Origin of the sequence: Pseudonocardia sp. MH-G8, from assembly GCF_002262885.1 — a bacterium.
In the GTDB taxonomy this organism is placed as follows: domain Bacteria; phylum Actinomycetota; class Actinomycetes; order Mycobacteriales; family Pseudonocardiaceae; genus Pseudonocardia.
On record NZ_NKYF01000016.1, the window covers coordinates 66,463 to 92,457 of the forward strand.

The following is a 25,995-nucleotide window of genomic DNA, read 5'->3' on the forward strand; positions in this document are numbered from 1 at the left end:
TCGAACACTGTCGAATGTTCGATATGCTCATGGCGTGGCGTTCTGGATGACCGAAACCCCGGAGGGGTTCGCGATGGGCTATGCGACCGACGAGGCCGAGGCAAGACTCATGATCGAGTCACAACAGCGGGGCTCCGTGACATTCGACGAGGCAACCGGCCGGTACCGCTGGACGGTCGTGCTGGACGGGGGCAAGTCGTCGCACGGTTGGTCCGACACGGAGGCGGACGCGTGGTGGTTCGTGAAGGAGGCCGTGAACCGGCCTCACCGTGGGACCCGCTACGTCACGAAGACCCGCCGTGGTGACGTCGGATAGCGACGTCCACCCGGTCGACCCCATTCTCCATTGCCGGCGCGAGCAGCCGCGCCGGGTTCACCGTCATCATCTGCTGGATGTCGCCCTCGCTCGCCCCTCCCGCGGTCAGCATCGGCAGGATCCGGCGGGAGATGCGCTCGTAGTGCCAGTGGGGCGCGTGGACCGCGCGCCACGACGGCGGGGTCATCCGGCTGAAGCAGGCCGCGTCGTGAGACAGGACCATGCGGTCGGAGTACCCGAGCCGCAGCAGCGCGAGGACGGTGGCGACCCGGCGGTCGTCGGACAGGACGTGCTCCATCCCGAACCTGTCCATGCCGATCGTGGCGCCCTCGTCCATCAGCCGCCGCAGGTAGTCCAGGTCCTCGGTGTCCCCGGAGTGGCCGATGACGACCCGTTCGGGCGCGACGTCCCGCTCCCGGAGGAACGCCAGCTGCTCCAGCCCGTTGCGCAGGGCCGGGCGGCTGTGCGTGGTCACGGTGACACCGGTCCGCAGATGGGCCTCGGCGGCCGCGGCCAGCACCCGGGCGACGTCCTCGGTGATGCCCTCCTCGTCGGTGACCACCTTGATCATCCCGGCCCGGATGCCGGTGCCGGCGATCCCGTCCTCGATGTCGCGCACGAAGTACTCGACGAGCGGATCGGGACCGCCGACGAGCCGGCCCGGGCCGTGAACCCGGAAGAACGGCGGCAGCACGTTCGAGGTGTAGTAGCCGGTGGCGGCCACCAGCTGCACCGGGACCCGCTCGGCCACCCGGGCGATCCGGGCGACATCGCGTCCCAGGCCGAGCACCGTCAGGTCCACGACCGTGCGGATCCCGAGCTCGTGCAGCCGGGTCAGCGCGGCCACCGCCCCCTCGACCGCCTCCTCGGGATCCCACTCCGGGTGCGGGTGGTTGAGGTCGAGCTCGGGATCACCGACGAAGACGTGCTCGTGGATCAACGTCGGTCCGAGCTCCGCCGGCCGGACCGCCCCGCGGAAGGTCGGGACGGCGGCGCCCGGCGCGGACGTCATGCGGCCGATCCGCGGATCGCCTCGTAGACGGAGAGCTGCTCCGGGCTGAGGTTGGCGCGCAGGTACGGCTCCACCTTGGCCCGGAACGCGGCCACGTCGACGTCGTCGACGATCTGGAACTGGCCGCCCGCCCGCCACTTCTCGAGGATCTGCTGCTCGTCCTGCTCGACGCACCCGGGCACCTGCTCGACTGCCGAGTCGACCGCCCGGGACAGCGCCTCCTGCTGCTGCGGGTTCAGCTCGTTCCACCGCGGGCCGACGAGGACCAGGTTCGAGTTCTCCTGGTGCCGGGAGAGGGAGATGTAGTCCTGCACCTCGGCGAGGTTGAGCGCGTCGATGTTGACGATCGGGTTCTCCTGACCGTCGACGATCCCCTGCTGCAACGCCAGGTAGAGCTCCTCGTACGCCACCTCGGTGGGGTTGGCGCCCAGAGCCTCGGCGTTCATCAGGAACTGGGGCGAGTTGGGGAAGCGCAGTCGCAGGTTCGCCAGGTCCTCCGGCGTGCGGATCGGCTGGTTGGCGGTGAACTGCCGGGAGCCCGCCGACCACGCACCGAGGGTCGTGACGCCGGTGGCCTCGGCGAACCCGTCGGTCAGCGGCTTCGACGCGTCGCTGCCGAAGAAGCGCGCGAGGTGCTCGCCGTCGTCGAAGGCGTACGCGGCGTCGACGACGCTCATGGGCTCGTGCACGGCACCGAGCGCCGACGCGCCCTGGATGTCCAGGTCGATGTCGCCGGAGATCACCGACTGGATGCGGTCCGCATCTCCGCCGAGCTGGCTGCTCGGGAAGAGCTGGACCGTGAGCCCTACGTTCGCCGCCGCGACCTCGTCCGCGATGACCTGGGCGCCACAGCGGTGTTGGGGCTGCTGCTCGGTGTAGCTGTGGGCCAGGGTCAGCTCGACGTTCTCGCCGCCGCCCTGGTCCCCGGCGGAGTCGCCGCCACAGGCCGCACCCAGGAACAGCGGGACGGTGAGGATCGCGATGAGCCCGCGGCGTCGATGCTGCGTGAACATGGTCATTCCCTTCGTTGGGTGGCCGAGCCGATCTCGGAGGCGACGAGCTCGTCGAGGTCCCGGGCCATGGCCGTTCGGTCGGCGGGCCGGCCGGTGATCAGCTCGAAGGTGTCGGCGGCCTGGTTGACCGCCATCCCGGCCCCGGTCAGGACCCGGCAGCCCCGCGCGGACGCCTCCCGCACGAGTTCGGTGAGCAGCGGCCGGTAGACGATGTCGGCGACCCAGAGGCCGTCGCGCAGGAGCTCCGGGTCGACCGGCGACCCGGGATGGGCGGCCATCCCCACGGGCGTGGCGTTCACCAGCCCGGACGCCGCCCTGGTGAGGCGGGGAAGCTCGGTGGGCGAGCCGACCACGAGCTCGAGGTCCCGCAGGTGGCCCAAGGACCGGACGAGCCGCTGCGCCCGGCCGGGGTCGGTGTCGACGACCCACAGCGTCTGCAGGCCGATCCCGGCGAGGGCATGGGCCACCGCGGTGCCCGCCCCGCCCGCCCCCACCAGCACGACCCGATCGAGGGCTGCACCCGCGAGCCCGTCCACGATCGCGGCCGCGAAGCCGGTGACGTCGGTGTTGTGCCCGCGGGTGCCCGTGTCCGACACGAGGATCGTGTTGATCGCCCCGATCGCGGCCGCCTCGGGTGCCAGCTCGTCGACGATGGCGGCCATGACGTGCTTCACGGGGTACGTCACGTTCAGCCCGTCGAAGCCGAGCTCCACCGCGTGTGCAAGCAGGTCGCGCAGGTGCTCGCGCCCGAGCCGGGAGTCGGGCAGCTCCACCGTCTTGTAGGCGTAGCGCAGGCCCTGGCGGGCGCCTTCGCGCTCGTGCAGCTCGGGGGTGAGCGACGGGCCGATGCCCTGGCCGAGCAGCCCGGCCAGATAGGAGCGGCGTCCCGCGTCGCCGCTCACAGCCCCAGCGCCTTCGGCAACCAGAGGACCGCGTCGGGAAAGGCGATGATCAGGGCGACGATCACGAGGAACGGCACGATGAAGGGCAGTGAGCCCCGGAACACCTCGCTGACCTTCGCCTGCGTGACCGAGCTCAGCACGTAGAGGACGGTGCCGACCGGTGGGGTCAGGAGCCCGATCATCAGGGTGACGATCATCAGGACGCCGAGCACGATCGGGTCGACGCCGAACCCGGCGCTGATCGGCAGCAGGATCGGCACCACCAGCACGAGCACCGCGGTGGCGTCCACGACCGTGCCGAGGATCAGCATCAGCACGGCCGTGATCACCAGGAACATCGTCGGGTCGGCGGTGAAGCCGAAGATGCTCTCGGTCACCAGCTGCGGCACCCGCTCCCGCGCCAGGATGAAGCCCAGCAGCGCGGCGGACGCGACGATCAGCATGATCGCCGCCGTCGTCACGACCGTCTCGACGAGCACCCCCGCCAGGTCCCGCAGCCGCAGCGTCCGGTACGCGAAGCCGAGCAGGAGCATGTAGGCGGCACCGACGGCGGCCGCCTCGGTGGGTGTGAAGAATCCGCCGAGGATCCCGCCGAGGATCACCACCGGCGCGCCGAGCGGGGCGATCACGCGCCGGCCGGTGGCGAACACCCGCTGCATCGAGAACTCCACGGGCACGATGCCTGTCTGGCGACGCACCTGGACGAACACCACGATGCACAGGCCGAGCGCCATCAGCAGCGCCGGGACGACCGACGCCGCGAACAGGGCACCGGTCGACACGGCCGCGAGTCCCGCGAAGATCACGGCGGGGATGCTCGGAGGCATGACGGGAGCGATCAGCGCCGCGGCTCCGGTGACGCCGAGCCCGAACCGCATCGAGTAGCCGTTGCGGAGCATGGCCGGGATCTGGACCTTGCCGAGCGCGGCCGCGTCGGCGACGGCGGAGCCGCTCATCCACGAGAAGCCGAGGCTGACCCCGACGCTGACGTACCCGAGCCCGCCCCGGACCCGTCCGAGCACGGCGAGGGCGAAGTCGAAGAGCATGTCGGCGATCCCGCCGCGGTTGGCGAGGACACCCAGCAGCACGAACAGCGGCACGGCCAGCAGCGGGAAGCTCGCCGTGGCGTTGACGATCAACCGCAGGCTCATGCCGACCGACTGCCCGATCGACAGCATGTAGACCAGCGACGGGCCGAGGAAGGCGAAGGCCACCGGCACGCGCAGCACGAGCAGCAGCATGATCCCGAGGCTCAGCAGCAGCAGGTTCATCGCACGGCCTCGCCGTGCCCGGCCACCGGCGGCGCCGCGGACCGGGCGAACCCGATCGCGGCGACGACGCCGCGCACCGCGGTGCTGAGGAAGCCGAGGAACGGGAACAGATAGAGCCAGGTGAGCGGCATGCGCAAGGACGGCGACTTCAGGCGTCCCTGGGAGGCCATCAGGTCCCACGCCTCAAGCGCGAACGCCGCCCCGACCAGCGCGACCGTCAGCGCCGCGAACACCCGCACCACTCGTAGGACGGTCGGGTTCTTGACGCCGTCGACCAGCTGGAGGGCGATGTGCGAGTCGGTGGTCACCAGGACACCGGCCACGCTGATGGTGAGCCACACGAGGCAGAAGCGCGCGAGCTCGCCGGTCCACGGCCACCCGGACACCGGCAGGTAGCGCTGAGCGGCCTGCACCAGCACCAGCAGGAAGACGAGCACGAGGGCCACGGCGCCGATCGCCAGCTCCACGCGGGTCACGAGCGCCACCCACCGCGCCCATCCACCGGGCGCGGGAGCGCTCCCGTCGTCTCGGCCCATCGATCCGCCCTTCCGGCGTCGCTGCCAGCGATCTCGTTCCGGTCGGACCGTAAGCGGCAGGTCGGAAGCTGGCAAGCGGTTGCCAAGGTTGCCAAACCGGCGTCATCGGACTGTGATGAGCACGTGGGAAACCCGACCATCTACGACGTCGCGCGCGTTGCCGGCGTCGCGACCTCCACGGTGTCGCGCGTGTTCGGCAAGCCCGGCCGCATCGCCGACGCGACCAGGGACCGGGTGCTGCAGGCAGCCCGCGAGCTCGGCTACGAGCCGAACCCGCATGCGAGGGCGTTGACCTCGAACCGGACGCAGACGATCGCGATGGTGGTCTCCGACATCACCAACCCACACTTCTTCGAGCTGATCCGCGGCGCGGAGATGCGCGCCAAAGCCGCCGCCTACACGCTCGTGCTCGTCAACGCCGAGGAGTCCACGCGGATGGAGCTCGAGCAGGTCCGCCGCCTGGCGAGATCCGTCGACGGGTTCCTGCTCGCCGCCAGCAGGCAACCGGACGACGAGCTCGCCGAGCTGGCAGCGGCGCATCCCGTCGTCCTGATCAACCGCCGGGTGCCCGACATCGCGAGCGCGGTCCTCGAACCCTGGGAGGGCTGCCGCCAGATCGTGGCGCACCTCGCGTCACTCGGTCACACCTCGCTCACCTACCTGGCCGGCCCGCCCAACTCGTGGATGGCCACGAGCCGGTGGACCGCCCTCCGGGACGCCGCGGCGGAGGCCGGCATGAGCGCGCAGCGGACCGGGCCCTACACCCCGACGGTGGAGAGCGGAGGCGCTGCCGCGGACGCCGCGATCGGGACCGGCGCCACCGCATTCGTGGCCCACAACGACCTGCTCGCCATCGGCGTGCTGCGCCGGCTGGCGGACCGCTCGGTCCGGGTGCCCGCGGATGTCAGCGTCGTCGGCTTCGACGACATCTTCGCGGCCGACCTGTGCACGCCGTCCCTCACGACCCTCGGCGGCGCCCACTCCAACGTCGGCCGGGCCGCGGTGGAGATCCTGCTGGAGTCTCTCGGCCACCCCCGCGACCACGGGACGACGCCGGAGATCGTCCTGCCCTCGCAGCTCGTCCTGCGAGCATCGACCGGTCCCCGAACCGGTCCGGGTCGAGGGTCAGCGGTGTGAACCCCGGCTCGCCGAGGCCAGGCGCCCACGGTGGGCGCGATACAGACGGGTCCCGAGCGGGCGACCGGCATGCCAGACGACGTTGGGGACGGCGGCGCGCAGGAGCTGTGCCTGCTCCTCGCTCGCTCCGTGCAGGGCCATGCCCAGCATCAGCAGACGCCGTGTGAAGGACACCTTGCTCAGCGACGCCTCGGCGTTCTCCTTCCACTCGCGTTCGGTCAGGTAGCGGTCGATGAGCGGCAGGATCCGCTCCTCCTCCAGCGCCAGATGCTCGTACAGCGGCGGCAGCAAACGCTCCGCCACGGCGGCGACGGCATCCCGGTCGGTGGCGTCGGCGAAGGCCCGCCAACGCCGGCTCTCCGCGGCGAGCGCTTGCAGCTCGCGGTCGATGGAGGCGTGCTGCCGGTCCATCGTCTCGATGAGGGGCTCGACGTCGTCGGCGCAACGCTCCCGCAGCCGGGGCCACACGTGGTCGTCCTCGCTGGTGTGATGGGCGTGCAGGAAGTCGACCATCATCAGGACGTGGCCGGCGACGACGGCGGTGCCGTCCGCGTCGCCCGCCGGCACGCCGGCGACCAGCGCGGGCAGAGCGGCGAACTCGCGCCGCATGGCGTCGTGCACGCCGATCATGTCGCGGCTGTCGGCCATCTTCTCGTGGTGCATGGGAGCAGCGTCGAGGCCGCACCTTTCAAACCGCCTACAAGGATGAGGGTCGGCCGCCGCGCCGTCGGTGACATGGGCTTGCATGGTGCGGTGCTGACGTTCGCGGTGCTGGGTCCGCTCGAGGTCCGCGCGGGCGATCAGCCGGTCGACGTCGGGGGCCGGCTGCCCCGCAGGCTGCTGGCGATCCTGATCGCCGCGGAAGGGCGGCCGGTCTCGGAGGACGGCCTGGTCGAAGGACTGTGGGGGGACCGCCGGCCACGCAATCCCGCGGGCGCGCTGCAGGTGTACGTCTCCCGCCTGCGCCGGGTGCTGCCGGGCACGACGTTGCAGCGCTCCGCCGGTGGCTATCGACTCCTCGCCGCCGACACCGACGTCGAACGGTTTCGCAGCCACCTCGCCCGCGCCCGCGCGTCGGCGGCCGGCGACCGCCGCGCCGAGGCGCACGAGGCCTTCGACGCGGCGCTGCGGTTGTGGCGCGGGGCACCGTATGAGGATCTGGCCGACGACGAGTCGACGACCGCGATCCGAGCCGCCCTGGTGGAACAGCGCGACAGCGCCCAGGAGGAGGGCGCCGCGGCGCTGCTGGCCACCGGCGACCACGCCGGTGCGGTGGCCGTGCTCGAACTGCTGGTGCACGCCGCGCCGTACCGCGAACGCCGTTGGCAGTTGCTGGCGCTGGCGCTCTACCGTTCGGGACGCCAGGCCGAGGCCCTGAACGCGGTGCGCCGGGTCCGGACCCTGCTGGCCGAGGAACTGGGTGTCGACCCCGGACGGGAGCTGCGGCAGCTCGAAGGCCGGATCCTGGCGCAGGACCCGGCCCTGGCGCCCGGTGATCGGCCGCTGTCGTCGTTCATCGGCCGCGACGCCGATCTGGCCCTGCTGGACCGTCTCGTCGGCACGCATCGGCTCGTCACCGTCGTCGGGCCCGCCGGGTCGGGCAAGACCCGCCTGGCCGTGGAATGGGCCGGGCGCGACGCCGTCGTCCGGCTCGCCGACGTGGCAGACCCCGCCCCCCTGGTCTCGGCGGTCGCCGCGGCGGTCGGCGTCACCGGGTTCGCCGGGGAGCCGTACGAGGCGCTCGTCGAGCGGCTGCGCCTGCGCGGGGAACCCTTGGTGCTCGACAACTGCGAGCACCTCGCCGGCGAGGTGGCCCGGCTCGTCGTCGACCTGCTCGACCGGATTCCCGCGTTGCGGGTGGTGGCCACCAGCCGCAGCCCGCTCGGCGTCGACGGCGAGCACATCCTGCCGCTCGGGCCGCTGGCCGCCGACGACGCCGTGACGCTGCTGACCGATCGCATCCGCGCGGGCCGGCCCGGCTGGTTCGGCCACGACGCCGACCGCCGGGACCTGCGCCGCCTCGCCGACGCGCTGGACCGTCTGCCGCTGGCCCTGGAACTGGCGGCGGCGCGGGTGCGGACCTTCGGCGTACGGGGGCTGATCGAGCAGCTGGACGACCGTTTCACCGTGCTGGGCCGGATCCCGCACGGCACGATGACCCCGCACGCGACGTTGCAGGATGCCGTCGCCTGGAGCTTCGATCTGCTCTCGGGCGACGAGCGTGATCTCGCGGTGCGGCTCTGGCCGTACGAGGGTGGCTTTCCCGTGGAGGCCGCAGCCTCCGCCGCCGGGCTCGGCGCGCTCGTCGCGCTGGTCGACCAGTCCGTGGTCACCGCCGAGCCCGGCGGCAGCACGGCGCGCTTCCGGATGCTGGAGACGATCCGGGCGTACTGCCGGTCCGTGGACGGAGATCCGGCGGCGACCCGGGCCGCGCACGCCGTCCGGGTCCGCGAGCTGGTCGCCCGGGCCGCGGGCGATCTGCAGGGCGTGCGGTCCGCGGCCACGATGGCGGCGCTGCGCCTGGAGTTGCCGAACCTGCGCGCGGGGCTCGCGCACGACCTGACGCACGCCCCGGTCGAGGCCTTGCGTACGGCCGCGCGGCTCATGTGGTTCTGGATCCGCAGCGGCCTGCTCGCCGAGGGCAACCGGGTGCTGACCGCAGCCCTGGCCGCCGCGCCGGACGCCCCGCTCGGCGACGTCGTGCGGGCCAGGACCGCGTCGGCCGGCCTGTTGTACTTCACCGGCGAGGTCGCCACGGCACGGCACATGCTGTCCGAGGCGTACCTGGCGGTGGCCGCGGAACCGGGGCATCGCAGCCTGCTCGCCGAGGTCCGCTACTACCAGGCTCTGGTCCAGCTGCCGGGAGGCGACCCGGCGATCGCGCTGACCGCGGCGGCCGAGGCGCACGCCATCGCCACCGAGACGCAGACCACCTGGCTGGTCCCGGCCGCCGAGATGGCGTGGGGCGCCGCCCTCGTCATGGCCGGCCGGATCGCCGACGGCCGGCACCGGCTGCGGGCCGCCGTGCGGCTCGCCGACGCCTCCGGGCGGGTCTGGACGGCCGCGCTCAGCGAGTTCATGCTGGCCCAGACCCTGGTCGACGCGGGGGACGGCGACGCGCTGCCCCTGCTGCGGACCTCGCTGCGGCGCTTCCTCGACGAAGGCGACCTGAGCAACCAGCTGGCCGTGCTGCACAGCGGAGCCCTGGCCCTGGACGCGGCCGGCGACGGCGCCGGCGCCGCGCTGCTCCGCGACGTCGTCCATTTCCACCAGGCGCGCAGCGGCATCCGGCCGGCCGGCACCTTCCTCCAGTCGATCATGCCGCACGGTTGGTACGAAGGCGCCCCTCCCGCACACTCGCCGACACTCGACGACGCCGTCGCCGTCCTGACCTCCGCGGCGCGCACCGTCTGACGGTTGCACGCTGTCTGACGGTTGCAACCCGGGTGCATGGGCGCCCGGCCAGGATCACGGGGCGAGCCGGTCCACGGCCCGCGCAACGTCGACACCCGCACAGCCAAGGAGCGTCTCGATGCGCATCGGCATCGGCTTACCCAACCAGGTCCGCGACGTCCACGCCCCGGTGATCCCCACCTGGGCCCGCCGAGCCGAGGAAGCGGGCTTCGCCACCCTGGGCACCACCGGCCGGGTCGCCTATCCCGGCGTGATGGACACCGTCGCCCTGGCCGCGGCCGCCGGGGCCACCACCACGATCGGGCTGCTCAGCCATGTACTGCTGGCCACCACCTGGCCGGGCGCGCTGCTGGCCAAGGAAGCAGCCTCGATCGACGCGGTCTCCGGTGGCCGACTCACCCTCGGCATCGGGGTGGGCATCCGCGAGGACGACTTCGTCGTGCCCGGGCACGGACCCCGGGGCCGGGGCGCCCGGATGGACCGCGACCTGGCGACCTACCGGTCGGTGTGGGCCGGCGAACCCGTTGCGGGAAGCCCGAACCCGGCGGTTCCGGCCGGAGGACGGCAGGTGCCGCTGCTGTTCGGCGCCTTCGCCCCGGCCGCCTACCGCCGGATGGCCGAGTCGTCGGACGGTTACATCGCCGGATCGGTGCCGCCGGCCCTGGCGTCCGGCGCTTTCGACGCTGCCCGTGCCGCGTGGCAGGCGGCCGGGCGGGAGGGACGGCCCCGGCTGGTCGCCCACAACTACTTCGCGCTGGGCGATCCCGACCGCGCCCGGGCCAACATCGCCGATTACTACGCTGCTACCGGCGAATACCAGGACATCGTCGTCGGCGGCGTGCACACCGACGCGGAATCACTGCGCGACGCCGTCACGCGGTTCGAGGCCCTGGGCGCCGACGAACTGATCCTGGGCCCCGGAACCGACGACCTCGACGAGATCACCCGCCTGGCCGACGTCGTCCTCTGACCGGCGTCGGTGCGGCGTGGCTTCGGCGATACTCGGCCGATGACGCCCACGGCGACGGCCGCGCAGCCGCGCGGAAGCGCGATCCGATGATCCAGCTGCTCGCGGTCGCGGCCGGCCTGGGCGTCGCGGGAATCGACCCGGGCGGCGCACTGATCGCGATCGGCGCGCTCGCGATGGGTGCCCGCGAGCGGGACGTCCTGGGCTTCGGGCTCGTCTCCGTCCTCGGCACCGCCCTGCTGGGAACGGTCCTGTCCCTGACCGTCGGGCAACGGCTGCTGACCGTTCGCTGGAGCGCGCTCCTCCCCCCGGATCGGCTCGCCGCGCTCATCGAACTGCTGATCGCAGCCGGTCTGGTGTGGTGGGCCGTCGCCCGCCTCCGCAGGCCGGCGGCGCGCCCACCCCGCCCGAAGGGCCGCACCCGGACGAGCGGTACGGCGCTGCTCGGTCTCGCCGTCCTGTGGGCCGCAGCCGCGGTGCTCGACCCCACGTTCGTCGGCCTCGTCGTACTCGCCGGCCGCGAGGAGTCCATCCTCACTGTCGGCGCCGCCCACCTGCTGTGGATCGTGGTGAGCCAGGCCCCGCTGCTCGCGTTGATGGTCGCGATCGCCCGTGGTCACGAGAAGCGCGCCGTCGCCTGGTTCCAGCGCGCCTGGGAGCGCGCTCGTCCCGTGACTGTCGCGGTCGGCACCGGGGCACTGCTCCTGGCCGGGGCGGCGTTCGCCCTCGACTCGCTCTGGTGGTTCTTCACCGAACAGTTCCTGATCACCATCCCGGAGTAGGTGGGCCTGCCGACTCGAAGGCGCGTAGCGACTCCTCCCGCGGGAGGTAGGTAGGGGTGCGACTCATGCTTGGCGCACCGGGTCAGGGCCAGCTCGGCGCGGGCCCGGGCAGCGGGTTGGCACCCTCGGGGCGCAACCCGTCGAAGATGATGGACAGGTAACGCCGCCACATGCCGGGTGCGGGATCCGGCAGGAACCCGACCGCGTGCACCGGCGCACAGATGAGCACGAAGACGTCGGTCCCCGTGACGTCGGGTCGGACGGCGCCCGCCGCACGCGCCCGATCGACCAGCGATCCGACGGTCGCGTGCAGCTCGTTGCGGAGCTCGGTCCCCGCGGCAGTACCCTCGCTGACCTCCTGCAGGAACGTCAGGTCGTGTTGCTGCAGCTCCTCCGCGGCCACGGTCAGGAACTCCAGCAATGCCGCGCCGGGGTCGGGCGCGTCCAGCAGTTCCCGGGCGACGGTCATGAGCGCGGCGAAGTGGGCGCTGACGATCGCGGCGATCAGCTCCTCCTTCGTGGCGAAGTGGCGGAAGACGGTGCCCTTCGCCACGCCTGCCCGGCGAGCGATGTCGGCGATCGAGGCATCGAAACCCCGATCGGCGAACTCGGCCTCGGCCGCAGCCAGGAGCGACTCACGGTTGCGTGCCGCGTCCGCGCGCAGATGACGGGCACGTGTGGTCACGAGCACAACCCTAGCAAGTTGACCGTGCGGTCATCTTGTCGCTACGGTCGCCGGGTCAACATGACCACACGGTCACTTTATTGCGGACCTCCGGAGGACCCCATGGACCTGCACGGCGCCACCGCCCTCGTCACGGGCGCGAACCGCGGAATCGGCCGTCACTTCGCCGTCGAGCTGCTGCGACGCGGCGCGAAGGTCTACGCCACCGCCCGCCGTCCCGAGCTCGTCGAGATTCCCGACGCCGAGGTGCTACGCTTGGACATCACCGACCAGGCGTCGGTCGACGCGGCAGCAGCGGTCGCCACCGATGTCGACGTTCTGATCAACAACGGCGCGTCCACCGCAGGTGGCAACCTCGTGTCCGGCGAGCTCGACGCGATCCGGCAGGTGATGGACTCCAACTACTACGGCACCCTCGCCATGATCCGGGCGTTCGCCCCCGTCCTGGCACGCAACGGCGGCGGCGCCATCCTGAACGTCCTGTCGGGCGTGGCCTGGACCACCGTCGACGGCAACACCGCGTACGCCGCCGCCAAGTCCGCGGAGTGGGGCCTGACCAACGGTGTCCGGCTCGAACTGGCCGACCAGGGAACCCTGGTCGCCGCTCTCGTCCCCGGGCTCGTGGCCACCGAGACGATGAGGGATTTCGCGACGAACGCCGGGATCGCGCTCCCCGACGATGTGATGATCGAACCAGCCGACCTCGTCCGGCTCGCCCTTGACGGGCTCGAAGCGGGGGAGATCGAGATCCTCGACCGGATCGGCGCCGAGGTGAAGGCGACCCTCAGCGGCCCTCCGCGCGCCTTCGACCTGGCCGCGGTCGCACGCGCAGCGATGTCGGCATGACCGACATCAACGGAACCGTCGTCGTCCTGGGCGCCACGGGACAGCAGGGAGGGGCGGTCGCCGCGGCGCTGCGGGCCGACGGCTGGGCGGTGCGCGCGGTCGTGCGCGACCCGTCCGGTCATCGGGCCCGGTCCCTCGCCGCCGACGGCGTCGAGACCGTTCGCGGTGATCTCGGCGATCCGGAGTCGCTGCGCGAGGCCTTCTCCGGCGCCCACGGCGTCTTCAGCGTCCAGCCGAACTCGGGCCAGGCCGGTGCCCGCGTGACCAACGAGGACGAGGTCCGGTTCGGGACGACGGTGGCCGACATCGCCGAGCGCTGCGGCGTCGCCCATCTCGTCTACAGCTCGACGGTCGCTGCGGGGCCGACACCGACGGGCGTCGCCCACCTCGACACCAAGAGCCGTGTCGAGGCTCGTGTCCGGGAGCTGGGCAACGCCGCCACCATCATCCGGCCGGCCACGTTCATGGAGCTCCTCGTGACCCCCGAGATGGGCCTCGACAGCGGGCGCCTGACCTTCCTGATGGGCCCCGACCAGGTCCACCAGCTGATCGCTGTGCGCGACATCGGCCGGGTCGCCGCCGCGGTCTTCGGCGCACCCGATCGGTACGCCGGACGCACCATCGAGATCGCCGGTGACGGTCTCACCGGCACGGCCCTGGCCGAGCACCTGACCCGGGCCGCCGGGCGCCCGATCAGCTACAGCCGGCTGCCGGCGACGCTGCTGGCGCAGGACGAGGTCCTCGGCAGGTTGGCCGCGCTCGCCGACGGCGGAAGGCTGGCGGGACACGCGGACCTCGACGCGCTGCGCGCGGACTTCCCCTTCCTGCTGCCCTTCGACCGTTGGCTGGCGGGCCCCGGTGCGAGCCTCCTCGAGGAGGCGCTGCGTTCCCCGGCCCCGGGCATCGCTGCAGGTGCGCGATCCGGCCCGGAGAGCTAGTGATCGACTCCGGCTGTGGCGCGCGATCGCCATGCGCCCCACAGCTCGGCGTAGCGGCTGGCGGCCGCGAGGAGGTCGGCATGGCTGCCGGACTCCACGACGTGTCCGTGCTCGAGCACGACCACGCGGTCGGCGGACGCGGCCTGGGTGAGCCGGTGCGCCACGATCAAGGTGGTGCGACCGGCCGTGGCGGCGGCCGCCGACTGCTCCAGCCCGCGCGCGCCGAGACTCCCCGCCTCCGCCGTGGCCTCGTCGAGGATCGCCACCGCCGGATCGCGCAGCACCAGCCGCGCCAGCGCGAGCTGCTGCGCCTGGGCCGCCGTGAGGTCCCGGCCGCCCTCCCCCACCCGGGTCTCGATGCCCTCCGGCAGCGCGTCGACCCAGCCGAGGGCGTCGACGCACACCAGCGCGGCGCGCACCTCCTCGGACGTGGCACCCGGGCGGGCCAGCCGGAGGTCCTCGACCAGCGACCCGGCGAACACGTGCACCTCCTGGCTCACGATCGCCACCTGGCCGCGCAGCTGTTCCGGGGTGAGCTCGCCCAACCCGATACCGCCCAGGCGCACCGAGCCCCCCGACGGGACGAGCAGCCCGGCGGCGATGGCCGCGAGGGTGGTCTTCCCCGCGCCGGTGGATCCGACGAGCGCAACGCGCTCCCCCGCCTCGACCCGGAGATCTACGCCGTGGAGCACCGCGACACCGGGCTCGTAGCCGAACACGATGCCGGTCAGCTCCAGCGAGGAGTCCGCGGGCAGGCGAGCCGGCCTGAGCCCGGCGGGCGCGTCGCCGGGGATGCGCACCACGCCGACCAGCCGGGCCAGGCCGGCGCCGGCCGACTGCACCTCGTCGAAGCTGTGCAGCACCGTGCCCACCGGGTCGAAGAGGCGGTGGAACAGCAGCGCGGCCGCCGTGGCCGCGCCGACGGTGACCGCCCCGTCGCGAACCAGTAGGAAGCCGACGACCAGTACCACCGACAGGCCCACGAACTCGGCCCGGTTGGTGCGCCCCACGAACCGGGTGAAGAGCGTGACGATCCCGATCGAGAGGTCCCGCGCGCGGACGGCGGCGCCGTCGATCTGCGTGAGGTGCTGTCGTTCCAGGCCGTAGGCGTGCACCGTGCGCGCCCCGACCATGCTCTCCACCAGCGCTTGTGACCGGGCCGCCACCGCCTTGCGCTGGTCGGCGTACATCGGGGCGGAGCGCGGCAGATACCACCGCAGGCCGAGGACGTACAGCGGCACCGCGGCCAGACCGGCGAGCCCGAGCCGCCAGTCCAGGCCCGCCATCGCGACGATGCCGAGCACGGCCACCAGCAGCGAGGAGATGACCTTCGGCAGCACGTCGGTGACCGCGCGGCCGACGGTGTTGACGTCGTCACCGATGCGCGAGAGCAGATCGCCCTTGCCCGCCTTCTCGACCACGGCGGTCGGCAACGTGAGGGCACGCTGCACGACCCGCTCCCGCAGCGTGGCGAGGACCGTCTCGCCCAGTCTGCCGGTCAGGTAGGCGGCCGCCCCGGTGCTGGCCCCGCCGACCACCGCGGCGACGACCAACACCACCGAGATCGTGACGAACGACGCCGACCCGTGACCGCTGACCCGGTCGACCAGCTCGCCGAAGACGTAGGCCGGCAGCACGGCCGCGGCCGCCGCGACGATCCCGACCAGCAGGGTGGCGGCGGCCGACCCGAGGTGCCCGCGCAGCTCCGTGAACAGCCACGACCAGGACTCACGCGGACCGGCGATCGGGAGCAGGTTCTGCCGGCCGCTCATCGGCCCGGGATCCATCAGCGCAGCACCGCCTTCCGGTACTCGCTGTCGCGGTCGACGAGCTCGTCGTGGGTGCCGGTGGCGCGAACCACGCCGCCCTCGATCACCACGACCCGGTGGGCGGTGGCGAGCAGGATCGGACTGCACGTGACCAGCACCGTCGTGAAGGTCTGCCCGGGCCCGTGGCGCAACGACGAGAGGCCGCGGGCGACCGCGTGTTCGGTGACCGGGTCGACGGCGGTGGTGGGGTCGTGCAGCACCAGCACCGGCGGCCGGGCGAACAGCGCCCTCGCGAGGGCCACCCGCTGCCGCTGGCCGCCGGACAGGCTGGCGCCCCGCTCCGCCACCCGGGCACGGAGCCCGTCCGCGTGGGTTCCCACCACGTCGTCGGCGGCGGACGCGCGCAGCACGGTGTCGAGGAACGCGTCGTCGCCGGTGGGCTCGCCGCCGACGACCTTCGACCCGACGATGTTCGAGCCGACCGTCCCGGTGAAGAGGTCCGTGTGGTGCGGTTCGACCAGCAGCGCCGCCCTCGCCGCCCGGTGCTCGACGGTGGCCAGGTCGGCGCCGCCGACCGCGATCGTGCCGCGGTAGTCCTCCGGCGACACCTGCCCCGACAGCACCGCCACCAACGCCTCCGCGTCAGCTGCCTGCGGTGCGGCCACTCCGACGAGCTCGCCGGGCGGCACCGAGAGGTCGAGGCCGGCGATGCTCCCGTAGCGCAGGTCGGCGATGTCGAGGCCGTACGGCGGGGCGTCGAGGGTGCGCTGCCCCACCGGGACCGACGGCGGCGCCGACAGCACCAGCGCCACCCGGTTGGCCGATGCCCTGGCCTCGGCGATCCAGCTGGGCACGACGGTGAGCTGGGCGAGCGGTTCGACGAGGAACTGCGCCAGCCCGATCACCGTGACGAACTGCCCGATGGTGAGCGCACCGTCGAGGGCCAGCCCGCCCGCGGCGATGGCGATGCCCGCCGCGAGCAGGTTGCCGGCGGTCGCCGAGATCCCCTCGAAACCGCATTGGGTGCGGGCCGCGCGCAGGGTGGCCCGCAGCGAGCGCCGGCTCACGTCCCGGTACCGCTGCGTGGCGGCGCTCTGCGCCCCGATGCCGCGCAGCGGTCGCAGGCCCGAGACCAGGTCCGTGGCCACCGAGGCCGCTTCTCCCGCCGTCTCCTGCTGGTGCTGGATCCGGCGCGTGATGAGCGGCGCACCGAAGTGCAGGAGCACCAGCACCAGCGGCGTGCCCAGCACCACGGCGAGACCGAGAGGCACGTCGATCAGCAACAGGATGATCGCGCACACCGTCGTGGCCGTCAGCGAGGCGACGACGCGGGGGATGTGGTCCAGGAGGTAGGAGGTGTTGTCGGCATCGCTGCTCGAGATCGTCAGCAGCTCGCCCGACCGCAGGTCGGTGCGGATGCCGCGCGGTTGCAGGATCGCTCCGGCCACCTCGACGCGCAGGGTGCAGCCCTCGCCCGCCTCCGCGTGGGTGAGCAGCCGTGCGCCGAACCGCCACATCAGCGACAGCACCACGAACAGGACGGCCAGCACCCCGACCCACCGGACCAGCGCGCCGACGTCACCGGTGGCCACGGCCCGGTCGATGACCACTCCGATGACCACGGGCACCAGGGCCTCGCAGATCTGGTGTCCGCCGTACATCGCCGACCCCGCGGTCAGCCGGCGTCGGTTGCGGACGATCCCGTCGAGCAGAACCCGCGAACCGGCCGACATGATCACCTTTTTCCACCCGGGGGCACGGTGATCTGCCTACCTCACCTCGGCAGGTAATGCTAGCCTCAGCTAACTTCAAGGGGGCGTTGATGCAACCGAGCCACAGGGGTCCCTCCGGCGGGGATCGCAGGCGGTTCCGAGGAACCGCTGTCCGGCTGGGTACCACGTTCGTCGCGCTGCTCGTCGCCATCGGCATGACGGGTTGCGCAACGTCCACGGAGGTCGGCAATTCGGGCGAGACGGTCGCCGTCTCGCACAAGTTCGGCGAGACCGAGGTGCCGAAGAATCCCACCCGGGTGGTCACCGTCGGCTGGAACGACCAGGACTTCGTGCTCGCACTGGGCGTTGTCCCGATCGTGACGCGAGCCTGGTTCGACAGCTACAACGACTACCCCTGGGTCCAGGAGGCGACCGGCGGAAAGGGCGTCGAGACGCTGAGCGGCGAAGGCATCCAGTACGAGGACATCGCGGCGGCGGAACCGGACGTGATCTTCGCCATCTACGAGACGATCGACCGGGCGACCTACGACCGGCTCTCCCAGATCGCGCCCACGGTGATCCAGTCCGGCGAGTACGCGGACGAGGAGACCCCGTGGCACGAGCAGCTCCTGCGCACCGCCAAGGCATTGGGCAAGGACGCCGAGGCGCAGGCGCTCGCCGACCAGGTCAACGCGAAGATCGATGAGGCGAAGGCCGCGAACCCGGCCTTCGCCTCCACCGTCCTCGTCGAGGACTTCGGGCCGGAGAACGGCGGTCATTACCTCATCGGCAAGGGCGACCCGCGCCGCACGTTGTTCGACGCCCTCGGCTTCGGGGCCCAGGACCACGTGGGAGACGTCAGCGAGGAGAACGTGTCGCTGCTGGATCGCGACGTGCTGTTCGTCAACGGCGCCACCAAGGAACAGATGATGACCTCCCCGGTGTTCACCCGGCTGGATGTGGTGCAGAGCGACCGCACCCTCTACACCACGTTCGATTCCAACCTGAGCGGGGCGTTGTCCTACAGCGGCCCGAAGGCGCTGCTCTACGCACTGGATCAGTTGGTCCCGCAATTGTCGAACGCCGTCAACGGAAGGCCGATCGCCGACCTGTCCAACGCGTGAGCGACACGCGGTAGCCGAGAACGGCGGCGGCGGGTCAGGCTCGCGGTCGGCGGCGGGTCGCGAAGCCGTCGAGCATGATCTCGGTCTTGTGGTCGAACCAGCCGCGGTCGCGCCACGTGGCGTCCTCGTCGATCTCCGGGCTCAGGGCGGCGAGGCCGCTCAGCAGTTCAGACGCCGGCGAGACCTACCCAGCGTGCGAAGCCGGAGAGGGTGTCCGTGCGCCGGCGGTCAGACTCGGCGAGCGTCGCGACGGTCTCGCGCACCTGCGGGTGGTAGCGCGTCTGCAGCGGAGCAATCTGCCGCGCCCGGAACAGAGCCTCCAGAGCGCCGGAGCGATCGCCGTGCAACTGCAGACCACGAGCGAGGTCGATCCAGTGGTGCCCGACTCGCTCTCGCGGCGCGGTCGGACCGAACGGCTCGATCGCTGCCGCTCGCTTCACCGCCTCGGTGCCGTCCCGGCGCTCGACGGCCAGGCCGACGGCCCAGATGTTCGCCGAGTCGGTGTCGAACGCCAGCCGGTAGTAGTCACTGCCGCGCGTGACATGACGAGCGGCATGTTGCGCCTCGGCGAGGTGTGCATCCGAAAGATCGGCATCACCAGCGCGGGCTGCGGCGAGCCCGGACTTCACGTGCAGCACCCCGTGCATCGCCAGGGCGGCCTCGTCGTCGGTGCGCAGCCGATCGGCAATGGCGTCCCGAGCGGTGTCGAGATAGTCCAGAGCACCGCGCCACTCGGCCGTCGCGATCAGCTCTCCCGCCCGGTAGAAGTCAGCAGCCGCCATCGCCAGCGGATCCCCCGAGCGCGCCGCCGCCCACTCGACTCGCTCGGTCGTGAGCGACGAGAGGTCCGCATAGCCGAGCTTGTAGGCGATTTGCCCGGCAGCGGCATACGCCTCGGCGAGCAGTCCATAGACGCGCTCGCGCTCGACGCCCTCGTAGTGGTGCACCGCAGCGCGCAGCTCCGCCAGCAGCGGCGGCAGCTCAACACCGAGCTGATCCAGGCTGGCCGACTGACGCAGGGTCGAGGCGTGCTTCACGGCCTCGGCAAGATCCCGGATGGAGCGGGGAGCGACCTCGGACGTGGGCGGCAGCAGATACGCGGCGATCTCGCGGCGGAGCGCCGGGATGACCGAGTGGACCTTGTGCTCGTCGCGGCTCTGCACCGGGTAGGGCTGGCTGGTCAGGTACGCGACCCCGAGACCGAGAACGCGAGCGCATGCGGCGATGAACGCCGGGCTGGCGGGCGTGGTTCCCTGCTCCACCTTCTTGACCAGCGAGAGTGACATGTGCGCCCGGTTGGCCAGCTGGAGCTGCGTGAGCCCGGCGATCTTGCGGGCGGCGCGCACCCGCTCACCAACGGTCTGCGTGGTCACCTCTCCAGGGTACGGCCCTGGATCGGGGTTGGCCCTTTGTTGGCCCTTCCGTTGTCCCTGCCGCCATAGCTTCGCTGCGTGCCCTCTCCGCAACGCAGCGTGTCCGAGCGCATCGCCTCATGCGTGGTCTGGGGGTTCCTCGTCGGCGCAGCGGCGTACGGGTTGCTCCTGCTGGTCGAGGGCCTCATCGGGGCCATCCGGTGAACGACCTCGCCGAGATCATCGCCTTCTACCTCGCCAACGGCCTGACCGGGCGGATCCTCGCCGCCCACGTCGACGACGGCACCGGCCACTGCGCGGGCTGCGCCTGGCAGCAAGCCGCCCAGCCGATCTACCCGTGCGCGCTGCGCTACAGCGCCGAGGTCGCCGCCGCACAGGAGAAGCAGCAGTCCGCTCGGGTCGAATTATCTCCTCGCGCAGAATCCAGCTGATCGCGAACGGGGAGAACGCCCCCGCCACGGTGCCGATCGGGAGAACCGCGGCCTTGCCATCGGCTCCAGCCGTATGTCAACGTTAACTTGTGGCAACGTTAACCGGTGGCGGAGAACGCAGCGTCACCGTGAAGACGGTGGCCGCCCACGCGGGTGTCAGCGCCCAGACCGTGTCGCGCGTCCTGCGAGGCCAGGGCTACGTCAGCGAGAAGACCCGCGCGAAGGTCCTGGCCGCCGTGACCGCCGTGGGCTACCGCCCCAACGCAGTGGGCCGCAGCCTCCGCGCCACCCGCACGCCCATGGTCGGGCTGCTGATCACCGACATCGCCAACCCGTTCTACGCCGCCCTGCACAAGTCGATCGAGGCCGTGTTCCGCAGGCGTGGCCTCACCCTGATGCTGCTGAACTCCGACGACGACCGCGAGACCGAGCGCCAGCAACTCGAGCTGTTGCGTTCCTACCGGCCCAGCGGGCTGCTGGTCGCCCCCGCGGTGCACAGCTCGCTCACCACCGAGGACCTCGCGGGATTCGGTGCCGCGGTGCTGGTGAGCCGCTCCCTCCCCGACCTCGCGGTGCCGTCGGTGGTCACCAACGAGCCCGAGGCGATGGGCGAGGCCACCCGCTCGCTGCTCGACGCGGGCCACCGCCGGATCGCCGCGGTACTCGGCCCGCAGGGCGCCTCCACCACCAGCCGCCGCGAGGCGGGCTACCGGGAGGCGGTGGGCGCCGCCGGGGCGGAGCCGCTGGTGTTCTACACCGACCAGACCGGCGCGGGTGCACGGGCCGCGATCCCGCACGCCCTGCGCGCGCACCCCGACATCACCGCCGCGATCGGGTTCAACGCCCCCGTGACCGAGGGGATCCTCGCCGGCCTGCGCGACGTCGGTCTGCGCTGCCCCCAGGACGTCTCCCTGGTCGGGTTCACCGACGCGCCGTGGATGGCGTTCTACCCGCCACCCATCACCGTGGTGCGCCAGCCCGTCGAGGCGATGGGCCGGCTCGCCGCGCAACTCGTCCTCGACCTGGTCGACGGCACGCCGGTCACCGCAGGGCTGCACGTCGTCCCCAGCACGCTGCTCCGCCGGGAATCCGTCGTCGCCCCGGCGGGCCCCACCCGACGAGGAGGCGAGTGATGTACGAGCTGAGCATCCTGTTCCAGGGATTCCCCGGTAGGAGCACGTGCCACGGCGGGCTGGGCTGGAGCACCGTCGCCCTGCTGCAGGGGCACGGCGAGACCGTCCTCGTCGACACCGGGGGATACGGGTACCGCACCCCGCTGCTCGCGCAACTGGAGGAGCGCGGGATCCGCAGGTCCGACGTCACCGGCGTGGTGCTCACCCACTGCCACTGGGACCACATCTGCAACTTCGCGTTGTTCCCGAACGCCCGCGTGGTCGTACCGCGCCCGGACCTGGAGTGGGCCGTCGCCCAGCCGATCGGCACCTGGGAGCTGCCCGAGTTCCACGTCGAGAAGCTCGCGGCGGCCGACCACGTGCTCCGCGTCGAGGACGGTGGCGAGCCGCTCCCCCAGGTGCACGCCGTCGCCACCCCCGGCCACACCCCGGGCCACTTCGCCTACCACGTCGACACGTCGAGCGGCCCGGTGCTGTTCGCGGGCGACGCCGTCAAGAACGAGTACGAGCTGCGGACCGGCGACACGGACATGACGCTCGACGCCGCCGAGAGCCGCCGCAGCATCGCGAAGGTCCGCGAGATGCTGCGCAGCGACCCGACCCTGGTGCTGGTCCCCGGGCACGACCGCCTCCTCAGCCTGCGCGACGACGAGGTCGTCGCGCACTCGCAGCTGCAGGCCGCCGTCCGCGCGTGGTTGCCCGGCACGGCGGAACCGACGACCACCGTCGATCTCTGCAACCGACCCGCGAACGACGAGGTTCACCCGTGAAGACTCCCCGCCGCAGATGGCTGGTCTACGGCCTGCTGTTCCTGCTGGTCGCGATCAACTACATGGACCGCTCCGCCCTCTCGGTGGCGGCGACCCCGATCTCCCAGGAGTTCGGGCTCTCGCCGGGGCAGATGGGCGTGCTGCTGTCCACGTTCCTGTGGACCTACCTGCTCTGCCTGATCCCCGCCGGGATCCTCACCGACCGGATCGGCACCCGGTGGACCAACGCCATCAGCATCGCCGTCTGGTCGACCGCCACCGTGCTCGCCGGCCTCGTCAAGGGATTCGGCGCGCTGGTCGGCGCCCGGCTCCTGATGGGTGTCGGTGAATCCACGACCTACCCCGCGGCCGGTCGGGTCGTGCAGGAGTGGGCGCCGGCGAGCGAGCGCGGTCGCGTCGTCGCGACCTACAACTCCGGCGCCTACGCCGGACCGGCGCTGGGCTCCCTCGTCACCGCGGCCCTCGTGACCGCGTACGGCTGGCGGACCGCGTTCGTCGTCCTCGGTGGCATCGGCTTCGTCTGGCTCGCCGCCTGGCTCTACTGGTTCCGCGACCCCGCCCAGGCGACGTGGCTCGGCGACGAGGAGCGGGAGAAGATCCTGCGCGAGCGCGGGCTCGCCCAGGAGGCACCGGCTCCGGAGGACGGCCGGCGGGTCGGTGTCCTCGAGCTGTTGCGCCACCGCAGCATGTGGGGCATCGCGCTGGTGCAGTCGGCCGCGGTCTACACGCAGTACATGTTCCTCACCTGGCTGCCCGGCTACCTGGAGCAGGCACGCGGGCTGTCGGTGCTGAAGTCCGGGGCGTTCACCGCGATCCCCTACGTCGTGGCGATGGTGCTCGGGATCGCCCTCGGTGTGGTCGTCGACCGCACGCTGAACACGCAGGCGCGTGCCGCGGGACGGCGCCGGATCGTGGTGGCCGGCTTCCTGCTCGTCTCCTCCGTCGTGCTCCTCACACCGTTCGTCAGCTCGATGGTGGTGCTCATCGCGCTGATCAGCATCTCGCTCACGTGCGTGTCGAGTGCGGTCTCGATGAACCTCGCGCTGCTGGCCGATCTCCTGCGCTCACCGCGGCTCGCGGGCCGCGCCAACAGCATCGCCATGGTCGGCGGCAACGTGTTCGGGCTCGCCGCGCCGATCGTCACCGGCTACGTCGTGCAGTTCACCCACAGCTACACGGCGGCGTTCCTCGTCGCCGGTGTCTTCCTCCTGCTGGGAACCACGGTCGCGCTCACGATGACGCGCACCCCCATCGGCCGTGCCGACCCCGCGACGGAGATGACGGTCGCGTCGACCTGAGCGTCGCGCCCCGACGAGGAGAATCCCGCATGAAGATCACCGCTGTCATCCCGCACGTCGTGGTCCAGCGCCTCGACCAGCCGTTCGGCATGTCCCAGTGGCTCTGGGACGTCCGCGCCAGCTGCCTGGTGGAGGTGCGCACCGACGAGGGCGTCATCGGCTGGGGAGAGTGCTTCGGCCCGGCCCAGGCGAACCGGGCGCTGATCGAGTCGGTCTACGCGCCGATCCTCGTCGGACGCGACGCCGGCGAGATGGTCGCGTTGTGGGAGGCGATGTACAACCGGAGCCGGGAATGGGGCCGCAAGGGCGTCTCGATCACCGCGATCTCCGGGGTGGAGATCGCGCTCTGGGACATCGCGGGCAAGGCCGTGGGGCTGCCCGTGCACCGCCTCCTGGGGGGATCGGCTCCCACGTCCTTCTCCGCCTACGCGTCGGCCTTCTACTACGCGGGCCCGTGGGACGGCGACCTGGAAGGCGAGGCCGCGCACCTGCTGGCCGCCGGCTACCGGGCGTTCAAGATGAAGGTCGGCGGACGCCCGGTCGACGAGGACGTCCGGCGGGTGCGCAGGGTGCGCGCAGCGCTCGGCCCCGACACCCGCCTGGCCGTGGACGCCAACCGCGGCTACACCGCCGCCGAGGCGATCCGCTTCGGCCGTGCGGTGGCCGACGCGGACCTGTGGTTCTTCGAGGAGCCGGTGCTCCCCGAGGACCTCGACGCCTACACCCGGGTCCGCGCCGCGCTCGACGTGCCGATCTCGGGTGGCGAGTCCGAGTTCACCCGCTGGGGCTTCCGCGAGTTCCTGGCCCGCGGACCCGTCGACATCCTCCAGCCCGACGCCACGGCCTGCGGCGGCATCCGCGAGACATTGCTGATCGCGGGGATGGCGAGCGCGCACGGCATCCCCACCGTGCCGCACGTGTGGGGCTCGGCGATCACGGTGGCGGCCGGGCTGCACCTGATGACGGCGCTCCCGGACGTGGTCCCGTCGATGGCGCGCGAACGCCCGCACATGGAGCTCGACCAGGCACCGAACGTCTTCCGCGACGAGCTGTCCGACCTCGTCTGCGGGCCGGTCATGACCGTTCCGGACGGCCCCGGCCTCGGCGTGGAGATCGACCGATCCGTGATCGAAGGGCACCGACCGTGACCGCGCACCCCGTGGGGACCTCCAAGTGGTGGCGCATCGGCGCCGTCCTCATGTTCGGCCTCTTCGTGGCCTACCTCGACCGCTCCAACCTCTCGATCGCCCTGCCGGGGCTGTCGGAGGACATGGGATTCGCCGGGCCGACGTTCGCCGACACGTCGAGCTGGGCGCTCACCGCATTTCTGTTCGGCTACCTCGCCGCCAACCTGCTGGGCGGCTTCCTCACCTACCGGATCGACCCGAAGCTCACCCTGATCGTCACCGTTGCGGTGTTCTCCACGTGCACGCTGCTCTCCGGGTTCGTCGACTCGGTGGGCCTGCTGATCGCGCTGCGGGTCGTGCTCGGCTTCGCCGAAGGGATCTACTGGCCGCAGCAGTTCCGCGTCGCCAAGGCGTGGTTCACCGAGCGGGAGATGAGCAAGGGCACCGCGATCATCCAGTACTACGGCCAGTACACGGCGTTGGCGCTCGGCTTCTTCCTGCTCACCCCGCTCTACGACGCGCTGGGCTGGCGCCCGCTTTTCTGGATCACCGGCCTGGCCGGGATCGTGCTGGTGATCCCGCTCTACCTGGCGTTCCTGCGGTCCGCGCCCGCGGGGGCCACACCCGCCGTGCCCCCGCGCGAGCCCGGCACCCGCACCCGGATGCGCTTCGCCGACTTCGGCGGCTCGCGCTTCCTGCTGCTGGTATTCAGCTACTTCTCCAACGGCATGCTGTTCTGGGGCATCACGCTGTGGATCCCGCTCGTCATCGAGTCGCTCGGGTTCACCGGCACGAGCCGCGGCCTGCTCGCGGCCCTGCCGTACGTGCTCTCGCTGGTGCTGACCGTCCCGATGATGGCGATCAGCGACCGCACCGGGAAGCGCGTGCTCATCGCCTCCTCCGGGCTGCTCGTCGGCGGCGCGCTGGTGGGTGCGATCCCGCTGGTGGAGAGCCCGGTCGGCAAGCTCGTGCTGATCTGCGTGGGCATGGGCTACTTCACCGCGACCTTCACCTCCAACCTGTGGGCCATCGCGGTGACCGACCTGCCCCCACACCTGGTCGGCCCGGCCACCGGGATCATCAACGGCTTCGGGGCCGGGGGCGGCGGGATCGTCGCCGGGTTCGTCGTCGGCCAGCTCCGGGCGGCGACGGGCTCCTACCTCCCCGGCTTCGTCGTCCTCGGGGTGGTCGCGATCATCGGCGGCCTGGCCCTGCTGGCCTACGGGCGCCTCCGTCCACGCGCCCCGGCCCCGCTCCCGGCGGCCGGCGATCTCGCGCGTTGACCACGTACGGCCGCGCGGTGCGAGTCGCACACCAGTGCCCTGGCGACCGCGCTCACGTACTTCTCGCACGTCGGCTGGCCGCCATGATCGCCAGGAGTGGTGTGAGGGCGACAGATCTGTCGCCCTCACACCACTTCTGCTGATCATGGCCCGTCG

General features: G+C 72.0%; 25 protein-coding genes. 15 read left to right on the plus strand and 10 right to left on the minus strand.

The features are described from left to right. The first annotated feature begins 34 nt into the window (after positions 1-34). Entirely contained in the window at positions 35-316 is a 282-nt protein-coding gene (locus CFP66_RS48090) for a hypothetical protein (RefSeq protein WP_158228264.1), read from the plus strand. Here the strand turns inward: CFP66_RS48090 and CFP66_RS29125 are convergent. Genes CFP66_RS29125 through CFP66_RS29145 form a run of 5 tightly spaced genes read right to left on the minus strand, consistent with a single transcriptional unit; the run spans position 285 to position 5,050 of the window. Next, the gene (locus tag CFP66_RS29125; RefSeq protein WP_094928401.1) at positions 285-1,328 is read right to left on the minus strand and encodes a phosphotriesterase; all 1,044 of its coding nucleotides are present in this window, start codon (positions 1,326-1,328) and stop codon (positions 285-287) included. The genes CFP66_RS48090 and CFP66_RS29125 overlap by 32 nt on opposite strands. Beyond that, positions 1,325-2,341 carry a DctP family TRAP transporter solute-binding subunit gene (locus tag CFP66_RS29130; protein WP_158228265.1) on the minus strand — a complete coding sequence of 339 codons (1,017 nt, stop codon included), beginning with the start codon at positions 2,339-2,341 and terminating at the stop codon, positions 1,325-1,327. The genes CFP66_RS29125 and CFP66_RS29130 overlap by 4 nt, the downstream gene beginning before the upstream one ends. A gap of 2 nt (positions 2,342-2,343) precedes the next feature. After that, a complete protein-coding gene (locus tag CFP66_RS29135; RefSeq protein ID WP_094928403.1) occupies positions 2,344-3,243 on the minus strand; it encodes a shikimate dehydrogenase in 900 nt (299 codons plus the stop codon). Continuing rightward, a complete protein-coding gene (locus CFP66_RS29140) occupies positions 3,240-4,514 on the minus strand; it encodes a TRAP transporter large permease (protein WP_094928404.1) in 1,275 nt (424 codons plus the stop codon). Before CFP66_RS29140 ends, CFP66_RS29135 begins: the two co-directional genes overlap by 4 nt. Beyond that, positions 4,511-5,050 carry a TRAP transporter small permease gene (locus CFP66_RS29145; protein ID WP_094928405.1) on the minus strand — a complete coding sequence of 180 codons (540 nt, stop codon included), beginning with the start codon at positions 5,048-5,050 and terminating at the stop codon, positions 4,511-4,513. The genes CFP66_RS29140 and CFP66_RS29145 overlap by 4 nt, the downstream gene beginning before the upstream one ends. Positions 5,051-5,173: 123 nt before the next feature. Here CFP66_RS29145 and CFP66_RS29150 point away from each other — a divergent pair, with 123 nt between their 5' ends. Then, positions 5,174-6,187, plus strand: coding sequence for a LacI family DNA-binding transcriptional regulator (locus CFP66_RS29150; protein WP_094928406.1), 1,014 nt, complete (start codon positions 5,174-5,176; stop codon positions 6,185-6,187). On the opposite strand, the gene CFP66_RS29155 is transcribed toward CFP66_RS29150, so the two are convergent. Further along, complete coding sequence (locus CFP66_RS29155; RefSeq protein WP_198961733.1) at positions 6,176-6,934, minus strand: hemerythrin domain-containing protein; 759 nt, start codon at positions 6,932-6,934, stop codon at positions 6,176-6,178. The two genes, CFP66_RS29150 and CFP66_RS29155, sit on opposite strands and share 12 nt — an antisense overlap. Here CFP66_RS29155 and CFP66_RS29160 point away from each other — a divergent pair. The 3 genes from CFP66_RS29160 (at position 6,923) to CFP66_RS29170 (ending at position 11,350) form a co-directional block, all read left to right on the plus strand. Continuing rightward, positions 6,923-9,601 carry a BTAD domain-containing putative transcriptional regulator gene (locus CFP66_RS29160; RefSeq protein WP_094928408.1) on the plus strand — a complete coding sequence of 893 codons (2,679 nt, stop codon included), beginning with the start codon at positions 6,923-6,925 and terminating at the stop codon, positions 9,599-9,601. The two genes, CFP66_RS29155 and CFP66_RS29160, sit on opposite strands and share 12 nt — an antisense overlap. A 118-nt stretch (positions 9,602-9,719) precedes the next feature. Continuing rightward, positions 9,720-10,571 carry an LLM class flavin-dependent oxidoreductase gene (locus tag CFP66_RS29165; protein WP_094928409.1) on the plus strand — a complete coding sequence of 284 codons (852 nt, stop codon included), beginning with the start codon at positions 9,720-9,722 and terminating at the stop codon, positions 10,569-10,571. Between the two features lie 86 nt (positions 10,572-10,657). Continuing rightward, the gene (locus CFP66_RS29170; protein WP_094928410.1) at positions 10,658-11,350 is read left to right on the plus strand and encodes a hypothetical protein; all 693 of its coding nucleotides are present in this window, start codon (positions 10,658-10,660) and stop codon (positions 11,348-11,350) included. Positions 11,351-11,432: 82 nt separating this feature from the next. Here CFP66_RS29170 and CFP66_RS29175 read toward each other — a convergent pair whose 3' ends face one another. Beyond that, complete coding sequence (locus tag CFP66_RS29175; protein ID WP_094928512.1) at positions 11,433-12,035, minus strand: TetR/AcrR family transcriptional regulator; 603 nt, start codon at positions 12,033-12,035, stop codon at positions 11,433-11,435. Between the two features lie 60 nt (positions 12,036-12,095). Between CFP66_RS29175 and CFP66_RS29180 the strand changes: the two genes are divergently transcribed. Further along, on the plus strand, positions 12,096-12,881 hold the full coding sequence (locus CFP66_RS29180) for an SDR family NAD(P)-dependent oxidoreductase (protein ID WP_233159804.1): 786 nt from the start codon (positions 12,096-12,098) through the stop codon (positions 12,879-12,881). Beyond that, positions 12,878-13,819, plus strand: coding sequence for an NmrA/HSCARG family protein (locus CFP66_RS29185; RefSeq protein WP_094928412.1), 942 nt, complete (start codon positions 12,878-12,880; stop codon positions 13,817-13,819). Before CFP66_RS29180 ends, CFP66_RS29185 begins: the two co-directional genes overlap by 4 nt. Here CFP66_RS29185 and CFP66_RS29190 read toward each other — a convergent pair. Further along, entirely contained in the window at positions 13,816-15,591 is a 1,776-nt protein-coding gene (locus tag CFP66_RS29190; protein WP_094928413.1) for an ABC transporter ATP-binding protein, read from the minus strand. The two genes, CFP66_RS29185 and CFP66_RS29190, sit on opposite strands and share 4 nt — an antisense overlap. Before the next feature lie 14 nt (positions 15,592-15,605). Beyond that, a complete protein-coding gene (locus tag CFP66_RS29195; RefSeq protein WP_094928513.1) occupies positions 15,606-17,321 on the minus strand; it encodes an ABC transporter ATP-binding protein in 1,716 nt (571 codons plus the stop codon). Positions 17,322-17,410: 89 nt separating this feature from the next. On the opposite strand from CFP66_RS29195, the gene CFP66_RS29200 reads away from it, so the two are divergent. Beyond that, positions 17,411-18,424 (plus strand): ABC transporter substrate-binding protein, encoded by a 1,014-nt coding sequence (locus tag CFP66_RS29200; protein WP_094928414.1) that lies wholly within the window; start codon positions 17,411-17,413, stop codon positions 18,422-18,424. A gap of 167 nt (positions 18,425-18,591) precedes the next feature. Here the strand turns inward: CFP66_RS29200 and CFP66_RS29205 are convergent, their stop codons facing one another. Next, positions 18,592-19,797: a helix-turn-helix transcriptional regulator gene (locus CFP66_RS29205; RefSeq protein ID WP_094928415.1), complete on the minus strand. Its 1,206-nt coding sequence runs from the start codon at positions 19,795-19,797 to the stop codon at positions 18,592-18,594. Between the two features lie 78 nt (positions 19,798-19,875). On the opposite strand from CFP66_RS29205, the gene CFP66_RS50020 reads away from it, so the two are divergent. The 7 genes from CFP66_RS50020 to CFP66_RS29235 all read left to right on the plus strand — a co-directional run bounded on the left by CFP66_RS50020 (position 19,876) and on the right by CFP66_RS29235 (position 25,839). After that, a complete protein-coding gene (locus tag CFP66_RS50020) occupies positions 19,876-20,001 on the plus strand; it encodes a hypothetical protein (RefSeq protein ID WP_255413902.1) in 126 nt (41 codons plus the stop codon). Next, on the plus strand, positions 19,998-20,228 hold the full coding sequence (locus CFP66_RS29210; RefSeq protein ID WP_094928416.1) for a hypothetical protein: 231 nt from the start codon (positions 19,998-20,000) through the stop codon (positions 20,226-20,228). Before CFP66_RS50020 ends, CFP66_RS29210 begins: the two co-directional genes overlap by 4 nt. Positions 20,229-20,365: 137 nt before the next feature. Next, positions 20,366-21,361 carry a LacI family DNA-binding transcriptional regulator gene (locus CFP66_RS29215; RefSeq protein ID WP_158228266.1) on the plus strand — a complete coding sequence of 332 codons (996 nt, stop codon included), beginning with the start codon at positions 20,366-20,368 and terminating at the stop codon, positions 21,359-21,361. Beyond that, positions 21,361-22,131, plus strand: a complete 771-nt coding sequence (locus CFP66_RS29220) for an MBL fold metallo-hydrolase (protein ID WP_094928418.1) — start codon at positions 21,361-21,363, stop codon at positions 22,129-22,131. Before CFP66_RS29215 ends, CFP66_RS29220 begins: the two co-directional genes overlap by 1 nt. Next, entirely contained in the window at positions 22,128-23,429 is a 1,302-nt protein-coding gene (locus CFP66_RS29225; RefSeq protein ID WP_094928419.1) for an MFS transporter, read from the plus strand. The genes CFP66_RS29220 and CFP66_RS29225 overlap by 4 nt, the downstream gene beginning before the upstream one ends. A 29-nt stretch (positions 23,430-23,458) precedes the next feature. After that, on the plus strand, positions 23,459-24,577 hold the full coding sequence (locus CFP66_RS29230; RefSeq protein ID WP_094928420.1) for a mandelate racemase/muconate lactonizing enzyme family protein: 1,119 nt from the start codon (positions 23,459-23,461) through the stop codon (positions 24,575-24,577). Further along, complete coding sequence (locus tag CFP66_RS29235) at positions 24,574-25,839, plus strand: MFS transporter (RefSeq protein WP_198961734.1); 1,266 nt, start codon at positions 24,574-24,576, stop codon at positions 25,837-25,839. The genes CFP66_RS29230 and CFP66_RS29235 overlap by 4 nt, the downstream gene beginning before the upstream one ends. Positions 25,840-25,995 lie beyond the last annotated feature (156 nt).

Excerpts from the sequence above, each read along its gene's own strand:
- CFP66_RS29185 (WP_094928412.1), top strand. The coding sequence starts at position 12,878 with ATGACCGACATCAACGGAACCGTCGTCGTCCTGGGCGCCACGGGACAG.
- CFP66_RS29130 (WP_158228265.1), bottom strand. The coding sequence starts at position 2,341 with ATGTTCACGCAGCATCGACGCCGCGGGCTCATCGCGATCCTCACCGTC.
- CFP66_RS29155 (WP_198961733.1), bottom strand. The coding sequence starts at position 6,934 with ATGCAAGCCCATGTCACCGACGGCGCGGCGGCCGACCCTCATCCTTGT.
- CFP66_RS29165 (WP_094928409.1), top strand. The coding sequence starts at position 9,720 with ATGCGCATCGGCATCGGCTTACCCAACCAGGTCCGCGACGTCCACGCC.
- CFP66_RS29190 (WP_094928413.1), bottom strand. The coding sequence starts at position 15,591 with ATGAGCGGCCGGCAGAACCTGCTCCCGATCGCCGGTCCGCGTGAGTCC.
- CFP66_RS29230 (WP_094928420.1), top strand. The coding sequence starts at position 23,459 with ATGAAGATCACCGCTGTCATCCCGCACGTCGTGGTCCAGCGCCTCGAC.
- CFP66_RS29140 (WP_094928404.1), bottom strand. The coding sequence starts at position 4,514 with ATGAACCTGCTGCTGCTGAGCCTCGGGATCATGCTGCTGCTCGTGCTG.
- CFP66_RS29195 (WP_094928513.1), bottom strand. The coding sequence starts at position 17,321 with ATGTCGGCCGGTTCGCGGGTTCTGCTCGACGGGATCGTCCGCAACCGA.
- CFP66_RS29160 (WP_094928408.1), top strand. The coding sequence starts at position 6,923 with ATGGGCTTGCATGGTGCGGTGCTGACGTTCGCGGTGCTGGGTCCGCTC.
- CFP66_RS29125 (WP_094928401.1), bottom strand. The coding sequence starts at position 1,328 with ATGACGTCCGCGCCGGGCGCCGCCGTCCCGACCTTCCGCGGGGCGGTC.
- CFP66_RS29180 (WP_233159804.1), top strand. The coding sequence starts at position 12,096 with ATGACCACACGGTCACTTTATTGCGGACCTCCGGAGGACCCCATGGAC.
- CFP66_RS29200 (WP_094928414.1), top strand. The coding sequence starts at position 17,411 with ATGCAACCGAGCCACAGGGGTCCCTCCGGCGGGGATCGCAGGCGGTTC.
- CFP66_RS29170 (WP_094928410.1), top strand. The coding sequence starts at position 10,658 with ATGATCCAGCTGCTCGCGGTCGCGGCCGGCCTGGGCGTCGCGGGAATC.
- CFP66_RS29220 (WP_094928418.1), top strand. The coding sequence starts at position 21,361 with ATGTACGAGCTGAGCATCCTGTTCCAGGGATTCCCCGGTAGGAGCACG.
- CFP66_RS29145 (WP_094928405.1), bottom strand. The coding sequence starts at position 5,050 with ATGGGCCGAGACGACGGGAGCGCTCCCGCGCCCGGTGGATGGGCGCGG.